Origin of the sequence: Kocuria oxytropis, assembly GCF_040981195.1 — a bacterium.
In the GTDB taxonomy this organism is placed as follows: domain Bacteria; phylum Actinomycetota; class Actinomycetes; order Actinomycetales; family Micrococcaceae; genus Kocuria; species Kocuria oxytropis.
In genome coordinates, this window is record NZ_JAVFXA010000016.1 from 43,417 (window position 1) to 57,863 (window position 14,447).

Genomic DNA, 14,447 nt, shown 5'->3' on the forward strand with positions numbered 1-14,447 from the left:
CATGCTGTTCCACCACCACGGGTACGTGTCCACGGACCCCCGTGTCCAGCCCGCCGCCGGTGTGGGCATCGACCGTTCCCCGGAGCTGCCCGAGACCATGGACGTGCTCGTGGTCGGTGCGGGCCCCGCCGGGATGACGGCCACCGCCCAGCTGGCCAGCTTCCCCGCGGTCATGACCTGCCTCGTCGACCGCCGCCCCTACCGCCTGGAGATCGGCCAGGCCGACGGCATCCAGGCCCGCAGCGTCGAGACGTTCCAGGCCTTCGGCTTCGCCCAGGAGATCACCGCCGAGGCGTTCCACCTCAGCGAGATGAACTTCTGGAAGCCGGACCCGGCCAACCCGGAGCACATCGTCCGGACCGCCCGGGCCGTGGACGACCCCACGGGCGTCAGCGAGTTCCCGCACCTGATCGTCAACCAGGCGCGCGTGCTGGACTACTTCGCCCGTTTCGCGAAGAACGCCCCGTCCCGGACCGCACCGTACTTCGGCTGGGAGTTCGTCAAGCTCGAGGTCGGCGAGGGGGAGTACCCGGTCGCCGTCACCCTCAAGCGCACCGGCGACCAGCGGGAGGGCGGCACGAGCCCGGGCGAGGAGCGCGTGGTGCGCACCAAGTACGTCCTGGGGGGCGACGGCGCGCACTCGAAGGTCCGCCGGGACATCGGCGCGCAGCACGTGGGCGCCGTGTCCTACCACGCGTGGGGCGTCATGGACGTCCTGGCCGAGACGGACTTCCCGGACATCCGCACCAAGTGCGCCATCCAGTCCAAGCACGGCTCGATCCTGCACATCCCGCGCGAGGGCGGCTTCCTGTTCCGCATGTACGTGGACCTGGGCGAGGTGGACCCGGACGACGCCGGCGCGGTCCGCCGGACCCCGATCGAGTCGATCGTCGCCCAGGCCAACCAGATCGTCACGCCGTACACCGTGGACGTGAAGAACGTGGCGTGGTGGAGCGTCTACGAGGTCGGCCACCGGGTGACGGACCGCTTCGACGACGTCCCCGCCGAGGAGGCGGGACAGCGCAGCCCGCGGGTGTTCATCGCCGGCGACGCGTGCCACACCCACTCGGCCAAGGCGGGGCAGGGCATGAACGTGTCCATCCAGGACGCGTTCAACCTCGGCTGGAAGCTGGGCCACGTCCTGACCGGGCTGAGCCCGGAGTCGCTGCTGTCCACCTACTCGGCCGAGCGCCAGCCGGTGGCCCAGAACCTCATCGACTTCGACCGCGAGTGGTCCTCCATGATGGCGGCCAAGCCGGAGGAGCTGGGGAGCGCCTCCGCGCTGGAGGACTTCTACCAGAAGACCGCGGAGTTCCCGGCGGGCTTCATGACGGAGTACCCGGCGGGGCTGCTCGTGGGGGAGGCGACGCACCAGGACCTCGCCACGGGCTTCCCCCTGGGCAAGCGGTTCAAGGCCCATCCGGTCAAGCGCGTCTCGGACACCAACCCGAAGTTCCTCGGCCACCAGCACACCGCCGACGGGCGGTGGCGGATCTACGCGTTCGCCGACGCCGCCGCGTCCTCCGCGGAGGACTCGGCGCTGCGGGCCTGGGCCGAGTGGATGGACTCCGCGGAGTCGCCGGTGCGCCGGTTCACCCCGGAGGGCCAGGACCTCGACGCCCTGTTCGACGTCCACGTGGTCTACCAGCAGCCGCACGAGGAGGTGGAGCTGATGAGGACCCCGTCCGTGTTCCGCCCGAAGGTCGGCAGGTTCCAGGTCTCCAACCTGAACAAGGTGTGGGGCACGGACCCGGAGGACGACATCTACGCGGCCCGCGGACTGAGCCGGGACGGCGTGGTCGTGGTGGTCCGCCCGGACCAGTACGTCGCCCACGTGCTGCCGCTGACCGCGACCGCCGAACTGGCGGACTTCCTGGCGCCGATCTTCACGCGCTGACCGGCCACGGCGGATCCCCGGTGCCGCCCCGGTGTCCGTCCCCCCGCCGACGCCGGGGCGGGGGCGACCGGGGCCGGCCCCGGGGTCTTCCGCACCCGTGGCTCTTGTCACCACAGGTCAGCACGGGGTAGGAACAACAGCAGGGCGCTCCACGGCGAGCCACCGGCAGGAAGAGCTCACGACCACCCGGGCGCCGGAGACGGTCCGCGCCGGCCACGAGCACCGACCCGCTCCGGCGCGGTGACCTGCCCCCGGGGACGTCGCTCCCCATGGTGCGAGGTCTCCGGTGACGTCCCCGCGAGGCGGCGTGGATCCGCCCTGCGAGACGAAAGGAACGCGATGAACGCCACTCCCCACGATCCCCGCCCCTCCACACCGGACGACGAGGACCCGCAGGACCGGCCGGCCCCCGCGGCGGACGCCGGGGACGGGCTGGCCGACGCGCAGACGGCCGAGGAGTTCCAGCAGGCCGTCGAGCACCGCTTGAGCGAGCCGGGCCCCGACGAGGAGTCCGGCACCGAGGCGCAGACCGCCGGCACGGACGACGACGACAACCCCGTCTCCGTGGACAATCCGGAATAGGACCCCCGGATCCGGCTCCGGGTCGGCCGGGAGCCCGGGCCCGGCACGGGAGGGGCGGTCCGGGCGGAGACGGCCCGGGAGGAGACGGCCCGGGAGGTCAGCCCGGGCCGGCGCCGGTCCGCTGCCGGTGGCGCAGGTCGAGGACGCCGACGGCCAGGGCGCTGAGCACGACGAGTCCGATCAGCCCGAACCCGGCGGTGATCGCCTGGGCCCAGTCCGAGCCGGGCAGCACCGTGAAGGACACGGCGGTGATGACGGCGATGCCGACGGAGGTGCCGATGCGCTGACCGGTCTGCATGATGCCTCCGGAGCTGCCGGCGTACTCCAGAGGGACCTCGGCCAGGGTGAGGGTCTGGTTGGGGCTCACCACCGCGCCCTGCCCCAGCCCGACGAGGGCGAGGGTGGCCAGCAACCACCACTCGCTGCCGATGCCGTGGTCCTCCAGCTCGATGACGAGCACGCTCAGCGCGAGGCCGAGCAGCACGCTCAGCATCCCGGCCACCACGACCTTCCGGCCCAGGCGGAGCACATGGCGGCCGGCCCAGTTCGCCGCCAGGGCGCTGGCGAGGGCGTTGGGCAGCCCGATCATCCCGCTCTCCAGCGCGGTGTGCCCGAGCCCCTGCTGCATGTACAGGGCGATGAGCACCCACACGCTGGTGATGCCGAGGAAGTAGAGGCCGATGAGTGCGGTCCCGGAGGAGAAGCTGCGGGTCCGGAAGATCGCCAGGTCGACCATCGGGAGCCGGCCGGCGGCCTTGTACCGGCGTTCCCACCGCATCCATCCGACCAGCAGGAGCGCACCGACCGGCAGGAGCGCCCACATCAGGGGCGAGGCCGCGGCCCGAGCCTCGATGAACGGCAGCAGCACCGCCAGGATCGCCAGCCCCAGCAGGAGAGCGCCGACGGGATCCAGCTCGGACAGTGCCTCCCGGGGCGCGCGCCCACGCTGACGGTGCAGCAGGGGGCGCGGGAACCAGGCGAGGGCCAGCACGAGGGCGAGCAGGCCCACCGGGACGTTGACGAAGAACATCCAGCGCCACCCCTGGTCGACCCCACCGAGGTGGATGAGCAGTCCGCCCAGCAGCGGGCCGACCCCCACCGCGATGCCGACCATGCTGCCGAACAGGCCGAAGGCCCTGCCGCGCTCCGGTCCGCGGAAGTACTGCTGGATCATGCCCACCCCCTGGGGATTGAGCAGCCCGGATCCCAGGCCCTGCACGAACCGGGCGATGGTGAGCATCATCGGGTCGGTGGCGAGACCGGCCGCCACCGAGGCGAGGGTGAAGACGGCGACGCCGAGGACGAACAGGAAGCCGCGCCCGAAGAGGTCCCCGGCCCGCCCGGCCGCCACCAGCACCACGCCGAAGGTGAGCGCGTAACCGGAGAGCACCCACTGGATCTGGGACTGACCGGCGCCCAGCCCCTCCTGGATGGAGGGCAGACCGACGTTGACGATGCTCACCCCCACCAGGGACATGAAGATCGCCACGAGCAGCACCGCCAGGATCCGCCACCGGCGCGGATCGGGCTCGTCCAGGTCCCGCCGATCCCGCGCCGCGGACGTGTTCCCGGAGGACGGGCCGCCGGCCGAGGGCTCCGCCGGCCCGCCACGAGCACGCCGGGTCAGGTCGGCGCCCGTCCCGGGGCTCGAGCAGGGGTTCATGCCGTCACCACAGTCCTTCCGGCAACAGGTCGTCGATCAGGGGGCCTCACCCAGGGTAGACCCGCGGCCGGAACCGGCGCCCCGCGGCGCCGGCGCCGCGGCACCCACCGGGGCCGGGCACGCCGAGCGTCCCGTCCACCGGTGGACCACCCCGGTCCCGCACCCGATGCACCGACATATTTCGTCGAGTGGTTCCGCGCCGGGACCCTCTTCACTAGGGTCAGGGGCACCCACGGGCGAACGCGAAGCCGCACAGCGCCTCGTCCGCCACCCTCGCAGTCCTCGGCGTCTCCCAGCGCGCCCGGATCCGTCCGGGCCGACGGGACCCCCGTGTCCAGTGCCGGACCCGGAGGTCCGGGAGGCAGGTCTCCCCGTCGGAGTCCGCACGCCCAGCGTGGAGGGGGCCGCCCTCGGCACACCACTACAACGACGTAGGGAAGCACGATGACCACGACCACCAGCATCCACCTCGGATCCACCCCTCCCGCACCGCCGGAGACCGACAGCACCCTCGGAGGTCTCCGCCTCCCGCCGCTCCAGCCGGTGCGGCCCGGCACCGCACCGGCCCGAGGCGCCGGTGGTTCCCCCAGCCCCTGGAATCCCGGGCGGGAGCGTCCCGAGGACGACGAAGTCGTCGTCACGGCGGTGCCGGTCGCTGCCGTCCGGAGCGCTTTCGGGGAACGCCCCGAGGACGACGAGGTGACCCTCACCTACACGCGCGAGCCCGCCTGCCGCCGCACTAGCTGAGACCCCGGCCGGCACCCCCGGCGCGACGGCCGGTGGGCGGGGCGCGGCAGACGGATGTCGATGCTCCACCGGCCGTCGGGACCACCAGGGGCTGCGCGCCACGAGCTCCGGCACGCATAGCACACGTGTGCCGGAATCCGGCCATCGGACGGTTTCATGACGGGCTCACCGGGTCGGCTGGACCTGCGACTTAGGAATACCTAACCTTCCCTCCGGGGAATGGCTCACTCCCTTCACGTGTCGTCGGCGGACGCTTCGTCCAGGGACGTTGAACTTAGGTGGTTTCGTGCGCGTTGTGCTCCGGTCGTCGGTGCCCATGGGGTTGGCGGCTCTCCTGACCCTGTCCGGGTGTGGCTTCAGCGGTGAGGACGGAGGGAGCGAGCAGGCGTCGGGGTCCGACCAGCGGATCGTGGTGGACAACTTCCGTGCTCCGGTGGCCGACTGGGCCCTGGAGAGCGACGCCGCCTACATCCTCTCCCTGTCCGGGTGCCTGGAGACCCTGACCCGCTACGACGATGCCCAGGGCGAGATCGTCCCGGCACTGGCCACGGAGTGGAGCCAGGTGTCGCCCACGGAGTGGGACTTCACCCTGCGGGACGGTGTGCGGTTCCAGGACGGCACCGAGCTCACGGCGGACACCGTGGTGACCTCGCTGCGCAACGTCCTGGACGCGGAGGTCCCGGCACGTGCCTTCAGCCCGACCGTGGTCAGCGGCGTCGAGGCCGTCGACGAGCGCACGGTGCGGGTCACCACTCCGGAGGAGAGCCCTCTGGTTCCTTATCGACTGGCCAGTGTCAACACCGGGGTGCTGGCCCCGGCCGCCTTCGAGGACGAGACCGTGGACCCGTTCGGGCACTGCACCGGTCCCTTCACCCCCGTGGCGGAGCAGCCCGAGCAGTCCCTCACGCTGGACCGGAACGAGGACTACTGGGGCGGGGAAGTGCAGCTCGCCGGGGCCGAGGTGCGGTTCATCACCGACGGCGCGACCCGCGCGACCCAGGTGCAGACCGGGGAGGCCGACGTCTCTCTGTCCATCCCCGTCGCCAACCTGCCCGCGCTGGAGGCCGATCCCGACGTCGAGGTCCTCAAGGCCGAGTCCCCGCGGACCGCGACGCTGTACATGAACAACAGCAGGGCGCCGTTCGACGACGTCGACTTCCGCAAGGCCGTCCGGTCGGCGCTGGACCTGGAGTCCCTGGCCGGCACCGTCTACGAGGGTGCGGCGCTGCCGGGCAGCGGGCCCTTCGCCTCGTCGGAGCCCTGGGCCGTGGAGGGGGCCGGGACCCCGGGCCAGGACGTTGAGGCGGCCAAGGAGCTCCTGTCGGCTGCCGGTTACACCGCGGAGCGGCCGCTGGAGATCATCGCGATCGTGGAGCGGGCGGAGTTCGCGGACGTGGCCACGGTCATCCAGGAGAACCTGAAGAGCATCGGCGTCCCCGTGACCGTCACGACCAAGGAGTACGCCGCGGTGGAACCGGACCTGCTGGCCGGCGACTACGACATGGTGCTCAGCCAGCGCAACCGTCTGATCGACATCGCCGACCCGATCGGTTTCCTCACCGCCGACTACACCTGCGAGGGCAGCTACAACCTCAGCCACTTCTGCGACGAGGACTATGACGCGCTCATCGCCCGGGCCGCCGGGACGGCTGACCCCGAGCAGCGCTACGCGCTGTACGCCGAGGCGGGACAGATCCTGGAGGACCGGGCGGTGAACGTCTGGCTGGTCAACGAGCAGGCCATCGACGCGGTCCGGACCGATCTGCAGGACTACGAGCAGGATCCGCTGTCGCGTTACGTGCTGCGGGCGGGAACGACGAAGTCCGGCTCGTGAGCACCACCGGCATCGAGCGCGCACCGGGAGCGCGGTGACGGCGTTCCTGGCCAGGAGGGCGGCGACCCTGGGGGTCACCGTCCTGCTGGCGTCCTTCGTGGTCTTCCTCATTCCCTACGTGACTCCGGGGGACCCGGTGCGCAAGATCATCCGGTCGCGGGTGGCCGGGGAGGTGATCGACGACACCGTCGCCCAGGGGCTGGCGCTCGAACTCGGACTCCAGGACCCCCTGGCGGTGCAGTACCTGCGCTGGCTCGGCCGGCTCGCCGGCGGGGACATGGGCCTGTCCTACGCCAGCCGCACACCGGTGGTCGAGCAGGTCCTGCCCGCCCTGTGGATCACCCTGAGCCTGGTGGTCATGGCCCTGGGAGCGGCTGTCGCGGTGTCCGTGCTGCTGGGGGGCATCGCCGCCCTGCAGGAGGGGCGCCCGGCCGACCGCGTGATCACCACGGTCACCCAGGCATTCATCGCGATGCCCGAGTACTGGCTGGCGCCGATGCTCGTGCTGGCCTTCGCCCTGAAACTGTCCCTGCTGCCCTCAGCCGGATGGGAGGGCCCGGCGTCCGCGGTGCTGCCCGTGACCGTTCTCGCCCTGCGCCCGATCAGCTACTTCACCTCTGCCGTGCGCGAGGGGATGCTCGACGCGCTGGACGCCGAGCACGTCGTCGCCGCCCGTGCCCGGGGACTCAGCCGGTTCCACACTGTCGGCAAGCACGTGCTGCCCAACGGGCTGCTGCCGCTGACCACGCTGGTTGCCGTGTGGTTCGCCGGCCTGCTGGGCGGCTCCGTCATCGTCGAGGTCATCTTCGCGATCCCCGGCATGGGGCGGCTGCTCTACGACGCCGTGCTCAACAGTGACATCCCCCTGGCCCAGGGCGGTGTGGTCGTCGTGGTGGGACTGGCCGTGCTGCTGACCACCGCGGCGGACCTGGTCCACGGACTCCTCAACCCCCGGCTCCGGGGGCACCATGCGTGAACGGCCCGTGCTCGTCTGGGCCGCGATCGCGGTCCTGGTCCTCGTCGTGGCGTCCGTGGCGGCCGCGCCCTGGATCGTGCCGTACCCGCCCGCTGACCAGGACCTCACCGCCCGGCTCGCCCCGCCCGGTCCGGCGCACTGGCTGGGCACGGACCACCTGGGCCGGGACACCCTGAGCCGGCTGCTTGACGGCGGGAGGTTCTCCCTGGTCGTCGCCACCCTGGCCACCGTCCTGACCGGTGTGCTCGGGGCGGGGATCGGCGTGCTCAGTGCCCGCCGGAGGGGCTGGCTCGACGAGCTGTTCACCCGCGCCAACGACGTCCTGCTGGCGCTGCCGGAGATGGTGGTGGCCCTGTTCCTGGTCGCCGTGCTGGGGCCGGGCTTCCTGTCCCTGGTGCTGGCCCTGACCGTGACCGGCTGGACGCCCTTCGCCCGGCTGGCCCGTGCCCTGACCTACGACGTCTCGGCACGGGGGTTCATCGAGGCCGCACGGGTGCTGGGGTGCTCGAGCTCGTTCGTCGTCCTCCGGCACATCCTGCCGCACCTCGCGGGGCCGCTCCTGGGGCAGGCGGCGCTGCGGTTCGGGCAGTTCCTCATCACGGTCGGCGCCCTGTCCTACCTGGGACTGGGGGTGCAGCCGCCGCAGTCGGACTGGGGGTCGATGCTGGCCGCGGCCCAGCCCTATGCCGACCGGGCGCCGGCGGCGATCCTGGCCCCAGGGCTGGTGGTCTTCACCGTCGCCCTGTGCGTGACCTTCCTCGGCCAGCGCCTGGCGCGCTTGAGCAGCACCCGGATGCTGCTGACCCCGCCCTCGCCGGACCCGGTCCCTGATGCCTGAGGGCCTGGTCGTCGAGGACCTGCACGTCAGCCACCGGGCGCCCGTGGGTGCGCACCGTTCCACCACCGTGTCCGCGGACCGCGCCGGCGGCCGCCCGATCCTGTCCGGGATCGATCTCTCGGTGGCCCCCGGGGAGTTCGTGGCGCTGGTGGGCGCCTCCGGGTCGGGCAAGACGCTGACGGCCATGTCCGCCCTCGGTCTGCTGCCCGCACAGGTGCACCTCGACGCGGGGACGGTCCGGCTGGGCGGGACGGACCTCACCCGGGCCGGCGAGGCGGAGCTGAACCGTGTGCGCGGCGGCCGGATCGGCATGCTCCATCAGCAGCCGAAGCGGATGTTCAACCCGCGCCGGACCATCGGCAACCACCTGCGGGAGCCGCTGAGGATCCATGCCGGTCTCCGCGGCGCGCGGGCGAGGGCACGAACGCTGGAGCTGTTGGCCGAGGTGGGGTTCGAGGACCCCCAGTGGTGCGCCCGAGCACATCCCCACCAGCTCTCGGGCGGCATGGCCCAGCGCGCCATGGTGGCCCTGGCCCTGGCCGGCGCCCCGGAGCTGCTCCTGGCCGACGAACCGACCTCGGCGCTCGACACGGTGCTCGAGCGGCAGGTCCTGGAGCTCATCGACCGCGAACGGCGCGACCGCGGTCTGGGAGTCCTCTACATCACCCACAACCTGGCCACCGTGTCCGCCTACGCCGACAGGGTCGTGGTGCTGGACGCCGGGCGCGTGCAGGAGTCCGGGCCGGCCGGCGCCGTGCTCAACTCCCCGCGGAGCCCGTGCACGAAGGCCCTCCTGGAGGCGGCCGCTCTCACCCCCGCCGGGACGCCGCCCACCACCGCCGGGGCGCGCCCGGTCGTGGTCGTGGACGACGTCACCAAGCGGTTCGGCTCGCCACGGCGTGAGACCCGTCCCGCCGTGGAGCGGGTGTCCCTCGAGCTGCGGGAGGGCGAGATCCTCGGGGTGCTGGGGCAGTCCGGATCCGGCAAGAGCACCCTGGCGCGGCTGGTCGTCGGGCTCGAGACCCCGGACCGCGGTCGCGTCGTCAGCGGCCGGGGCGCCGACGGGGACGGGGCGACGGGCTCGCGCGTCCAGCTCGTGTTCCAGGACCCGCACGACTCCTTCGATCCCCGCATGAGGCTGGGCACCAGCGTGGAGGCGCCCCTGCTGCGCGACCGGAACGGCACGCCCGAGCAGCGGCGTGCACGCATCCACGAGGTCGTGCGGGAGGTGGGGCTGGACCCCGGTCTGCTGGACAGGTACCCCGGCCAGTGCTCCGGTGGCCAGCTGCAGCGGCTGACCATCGCCAGGGCCCTGCTGCTGGAACCCGAGGTGCTCATCTGCGACGAGGCCACCTCGGCCCTGGACGCGGTGACCCAGCGCACCGTCCTGGACCTGCTGCTGCGCCTGCACCGGGACCGGCGCCTGACCCTCGTGATGATCTCGCACGACCTGAGCGTCGTGCGCTACATGAGCCACCGCGTCGCCGTGCTCTTCCGGGGCCGGCTGGTCGAGCTCGCCGAGACCTCCGAGGTCTTCGCGCACCCTCGCCACGAGCACAGCAGGCAGCTGGTGGCGGCGGCGCTGCCACAGGTGTGCGCGATCCTCGGCACCGACCGCCGACCGGAGGAGCACCAGCATGCCCTTCCGTGACCAGGGGTCCGAGACCCGCACCCTGCTGGGAGCGCAGCTGGTGTTCAACATCGGCTTCTACGCCGTGGTGCCCTTCCTGGCCGGGGCCATGGGCACCGAGTACGGCCTGGACGCGACCGCCGTCGGACTGGTGCTGGGAGCCCGGACCTTCAGCCAGCAGGGCATGTTCCTGCTGGGCGGGATGCTGGCCGACCGGTGGGGCGCTCGCCGCGCCGTCCTCACCGGTTGCCTGGTGCGCATCGTCGGCTACGCCACGCTGGCGGCAGCGTCCGGCTTCCCCCTGTTCCTGCTCGGCGCGGTCCTGACCGGTGCAGGCGGCGCCCTCTTCTCGCCGGCCCTGGAGTCCCGGCTCTCCCTCGCCGATCAGCCGGCCGGGACGGAGGCGGCGAGCCGCGGGCGGGGACGCCGGCGGTCGGTGTTCGTGTGGCTGGCGATCACCGGAGAGATCGGTGCCGTCCTGGGCCCGGTCCTCGGATCGGCCCTCCTGGGATGGGGGATCGACGCTGCCCTGAGCCTGGGGATCGGCGTGTTCGCCGTGGTCACGGTCCTGCTCTGGTGGCTCCTCCCGGCCGAACCGGCCCGCCGGCCGCCGGACCGGGACGAGGGGGTGCACGCCGCCGTCCCCGCTGCGGCCGGCGGTCGCTGGGCCTGTGCGCGCGACCGGCGCTTCGTGGTGTTCTGCGCACTGGCCGGGACGAAGATGCTGGCCTACCAGCAGCTCTACTTCGCCGTGCCCGTCGAACTGAGCCGGCGAGGTCTCGACGGCGCCTGGCTCGGCCCGCTGTTCCTGCTGGCCTCCGTCCTGACCCTGGCGCTGCAGCTGCCCGTCTCCGGCGCGGGACGGCGCCTCGGCCCCGAACGTGCCCTGGCGGTCGGCTTCGTTCTGGAGGCCGGCGCGTTCACCTGGATGGCCCTGACGTCCGTGCCCCCTGGGGCCGCTGCCGGCTCGCCGGCACCCCTGCTGGGCGTCGTCACCCTCCTGATCCTCGGCCACATGCTCCTGACCCCCACGATCCTGTCCCTCATCCCGTCGTTCGTCCCCGCCCAGGGACCTGCCGCGGGCCGGGGCGTCTACTACGGGCTGGCTGCCACGTGCGGCGGGGTCACCGTGCTGGCCGGCAACGCCGTGCTCGGACAGCTGCTGGACCTCACCGACCGGCACCAGTGGTGGCCCGGCACTCCGTGGACGCCGCTGGTCCTGCTGGCCCTCCTGGTCGCCGCGGCCCTGCCGGCGGTGCTCCGCGGGCATCGCGGCACCCGGCCCGCCGGCCCGTCCTCCGCCGCGGTGCCGTCGACAGGAACGCGCTGACCGACCACCGGCTCGCAGCTGCCGGCCGCGGGCGCCGGGCCTACTGGGGCATGCGCACGATCGGCTTGACCACGGCCCCGGACCTGCTGTCGGCCAGGGCCTGCTCGATCTCGTCAAGACCGTAGTACCGGACGAGCTCGTCGAACGGGAAGCGGCCCTGCCGGTGGAGGTCGATCAGGGCGGGGATGAACTTCGTGCTGCGGCTGCCGCCGCCCAGCACCCCGATCACGCGCTTGCCCCACAGCGTGCGTAGGTGGTCGAGGCTGAAACGGGCCTGGGCCGGCGCGCCGCCGATGAGCACCAGGGTGCCGAGCATGCCCACGCACTCGGCGGCCTGCTCCACCACGGGGATCACCCCGGTGCACTCGAAGGCGTAGTCGGCGGCGTCGCCGGTGATCCGCCGCACCTCCGCGGGCACGTCGGCCCCGGACGAGTTGATCGTGTGGGTGGCGCCGTAGCGGGTGGCCAGCTCGAGCCGGGAGTCGTGCAGGTCCACGGCGATGATCGTGGTGGCGGCGGTGGACCGGGCGGCCATGATCGCCGCCAGGCCCACCGCGCCGACGCCGAAGACGACCAGTGAGGAGCCGGGCTCCGGACGGGTCTCGTTGAGCACCGCCCCCGCCCCGGTGCCCAGCCCGCAGGCCAGCGGTCCGAGCAGCTCCAGCGGCACGTCGTCGGGGGCCGGGACCAGGGCGTCGGCCAGCACGATCGAGTGGGTGGCGAAGGAGGACTGGCCGAAGAAGTGCCCCGAGAGCTCGCCCGTCTCGCCGCGGGTGTAGGCGGAGGTCCCGGCGGCCTCGCCGCGGAAGCGCCGTCCCGAGACCAGGGCCTCCCCGGTGCGGGCGCAGTACCGGGGCCGGCCGTCGAGGCAGTTCCTGCACTGCCCGCAGGAGGGCCAGCCCAGGATCACCCGGTCCCCGGCGGCCACCGACGTCACCCCCGGACCGACCTGCTCGACGACCCCGGCGCCCTCGTGGCCGAGGATGCCGGGCAGCGGCAGGGGCATGTCGCCGTCGCGGGTGATGGCGTCGGTGTGGCAGACCCCGGACGCGACGAGACGGACCCGGACCTCGCCCCGCTCCGGCTCGGCCAGCTCCACGTCCTGGAGCCGGAAAGGGGCGCCGATCTCCTCGACGACGGCTGCACGGATCTTCATGGCGCTCTCCTCTGCGGTGGCGGGGACGACCGGGTGGTGCTCCGCAGTCTAGAGAGTTGCTCCCCCGGCGCCCACGACCTCGCGGTGGCCGGGCCGGCCGTCACCCCTCAGTGCTCAGGATGAGGGAGCGCAGGGCGCGGGCCAGCTCGCCCCGCTCGTCCGCCGAGAGGACCTCCAGCAGGCCGTCCTCGAAGGCGTAGTGCTCCGGCAGGTCGCGGTCGAGATCGGCGAGCCCCTCCGGGGTCAGGGCCACCAGGACCGAGCGGGCGTCGTGGGGGGAAGCGGTCCGGTTGATCCATCCGGTGGCCTCCAGGCGCTTGAGCCGCCCGGACAGCCCGGCCGAGGAGACGAGCATGGCCTGCCGGATCTGCCCCGGCGTCAGGGCGTAGGGCGCCCCGGCCCGGCGCAGGGTGCGCAGCACGTCGAAGTCCCCGAGGTTGTCCACCGGCATCCCGGGCCGGCGGCGCAGGCGCTGGTTCTGCACCTTCTCGATCAGCTGGCCCAGGTGGTGGATCCGTGCCAGCACCTCACCCGGCTGCACGTCGAGCTCCGGCCACGCCTGCTTCCACTGGCGGGTCGCGGCATCCACGGCGTCCTCGGCCGGGGTCGTGCGGTCTTCCGGTGGCGGCATGACCTCATGCTGTCATGTCGGGGATGACGACGCCTTTTTATAGTTGTTTCGCGAGCGAGATAAAGTGGGGACCGGGAGCGTGCCCCGCCTCCCGCCCCACCGGTCATCCCGAGCCCGAGGAGAACTGCCATGACCATCTCTGCGTACGCCGCCGACGAGGCCCGGCCGGTGACGCCCCCGCGGGTGGTGCCGCGGTCGAAGGGCCGGATCGTCGTCGACTGGATCACCTCCACCGACCACAAGACCATCGGGTACATGTACCTGATCGCGGCCTTCACCTTCTTCTGCATCGGCGGGGTGATGGCGCTGCTGATCCGCGCGGAGCTGTGGGCCCCGGGCATGCAGGTGCTCGAGACCAAGGAGCAGTACAACCAGCTGTTCACCATGCACGGCACGCTGATGCTGCTGATGTTCGGCACCCCGCTGTTCACCGGCTTCGCCAACGTGCTGGTGCCCCTGCAGATCGGCGCCCCGGACGTGGCGTTCCCGCGCCTGAACGCCCTGGCCTTCTGGTTCTTCCTCTTCGGGTCCCTGATCGCCCTGTCCGGCTTCCTCACCCCGGCCGGAGCGGCCTCCTTCGGGTGGTTCGCCTATGCCCCGCTCTCGAACTCCTCGTTCTCGCCCGGCGCCGGCGGCGACCTCTGGGTCTTCGGGCTGGCGCTGCAGGGCTTCGGCACCATCCTGGGGGCGGTCAACTTCATCACCACGATCATCGCGATGCGCGCCCCCGGCATGACCGTGTGGCGGATGGGCCTGTTCACCTGGAACGCCCTGATCACCTCGCTGCTGATGATCATGGCGTTCCCCCCGCTGGCCGCGGCCCTGCTGGCGCTGGGCATGGACCGCACCCTCGGCGGGCACATCTTCGACCCGGCCACCGGGGGAGCGGTGCTGTGGCAGCACCTGTTCTGGTTCTTCGGCCACCCCGAGGTCTACATCATCGCGCTGCCCTTCTTCGGCATCGTCTCGGAGATCATCCCCGCCTTCTCGAGGAAACCGGTCTTCGGCTACAAGGGCCTGGTCTTCGCCACGATCGCCATCGCCGCGCTGTCGGTGACCGTGTGGGCCCACCACATGTACGTCACCGGGACGGTGATGCTGTCCTTCTTCGCGTTCATGACGATGATGATCGCGGTGCCCACCGGGGTGAAGTTCTTCAACTG

The 14,447-nt window shown here is 72.4% G+C and carries 12 protein-coding genes; 9 read left to right on the forward strand and 3 right to left on the reverse strand.

Annotated elements, in window-relative coordinates; genetic code table 11:
* The first annotated feature begins 1 nt into the window (after position 1).
* Both QYM41_RS14835 and QYM41_RS14840 read left to right on the forward strand, forming a co-directional pair.
* On the forward strand, positions 2–1,897 hold the full coding sequence (locus QYM41_RS14835; protein WP_368800552.1) for an FAD-dependent monooxygenase: 1,896 nt from the start codon (positions 2–4) through the stop codon (positions 1,895–1,897).
* Between the two features lie 339 nt (positions 1,898–2,236).
* Entirely contained in the window at positions 2,237–2,479 is a 243-nt protein-coding gene (locus tag QYM41_RS14840; RefSeq protein ID WP_368800553.1) for a hypothetical protein, read from the forward strand.
* Between the two features lie 97 nt (positions 2,480–2,576).
* On the opposite strand, the gene QYM41_RS14845 is transcribed toward QYM41_RS14840, so the two are convergent.
* Positions 2,577–4,142, reverse strand: coding sequence for an MFS transporter (locus tag QYM41_RS14845; RefSeq protein ID WP_368800554.1), 1,566 nt, complete (start codon positions 4,140–4,142; stop codon positions 2,577–2,579).
* Positions 4,143–4,586: 444 nt separating this feature from the next.
* Between QYM41_RS14845 and QYM41_RS14850 the strand changes: the two genes are divergently transcribed.
* The 6 genes from QYM41_RS14850 (at position 4,587) to QYM41_RS14875 (ending at position 11,497) form a co-directional block, all read left to right on the forward strand.
* Entirely contained in the window at positions 4,587–4,889 is a 303-nt protein-coding gene (locus tag QYM41_RS14850) for a hypothetical protein (protein WP_368800556.1), read from the forward strand.
* 316 nt (positions 4,890–5,205) lie between these two features.
* Complete coding sequence (locus QYM41_RS14855) at positions 5,206–6,723, forward strand: ABC transporter substrate-binding protein (RefSeq protein ID WP_368800566.1); 1,518 nt, start codon at positions 5,206–5,208, stop codon at positions 6,721–6,723.
* Positions 6,724–6,757: 34 nt separating this feature from the next.
* Complete coding sequence (locus tag QYM41_RS14860) at positions 6,758–7,699, forward strand: ABC transporter permease (RefSeq protein WP_368800557.1); 942 nt, start codon at positions 6,758–6,760, stop codon at positions 7,697–7,699.
* Positions 7,692–8,537, forward strand: a complete 846-nt coding sequence (locus tag QYM41_RS14865) for an ABC transporter permease (protein ID WP_368800558.1) — start codon at positions 7,692–7,694, stop codon at positions 8,535–8,537. The genes QYM41_RS14860 and QYM41_RS14865 overlap by 8 nt, the downstream gene beginning before the upstream one ends.
* Complete coding sequence (locus QYM41_RS14870) at positions 8,530–10,188, forward strand: ATP-binding cassette domain-containing protein (protein WP_368800559.1); 1,659 nt, start codon at positions 8,530–8,532, stop codon at positions 10,186–10,188. The genes QYM41_RS14865 and QYM41_RS14870 overlap by 8 nt, the downstream gene beginning before the upstream one ends.
* Positions 10,175–11,497, forward strand: a complete 1,323-nt coding sequence (locus QYM41_RS14875) for an MFS transporter (protein ID WP_368800560.1) — start codon at positions 10,175–10,177, stop codon at positions 11,495–11,497. Before QYM41_RS14870 ends, QYM41_RS14875 begins: the two co-directional genes overlap by 14 nt.
* 40 nt (positions 11,498–11,537) lie before the next feature.
* On the opposite strand, the gene QYM41_RS14880 is transcribed toward QYM41_RS14875, so the two are convergent.
* Positions 11,538–12,653 carry an NAD(P)-dependent alcohol dehydrogenase gene (locus tag QYM41_RS14880; protein WP_368800561.1) on the reverse strand — a complete coding sequence of 372 codons (1,116 nt, stop codon included), beginning with the start codon at positions 12,651–12,653 and terminating at the stop codon, positions 11,538–11,540.
* A 100-nt stretch (positions 12,654–12,753) separates the two neighbouring features.
* Entirely contained in the window at positions 12,754–13,284 is a 531-nt protein-coding gene (locus tag QYM41_RS14885) for a MarR family winged helix-turn-helix transcriptional regulator (protein ID WP_368800562.1), read from the reverse strand.
* Between the two features lie 129 nt (positions 13,285–13,413).
* Between QYM41_RS14885 and QYM41_RS14890 the strand changes: the two genes are divergently transcribed.
* Positions 13,414–14,447, forward strand: a 1,034-nt coding sequence (locus tag QYM41_RS14890; RefSeq protein ID WP_368800563.1) for a cytochrome c oxidase subunit I, incomplete at its 3' end; no start/stop codon positions are given.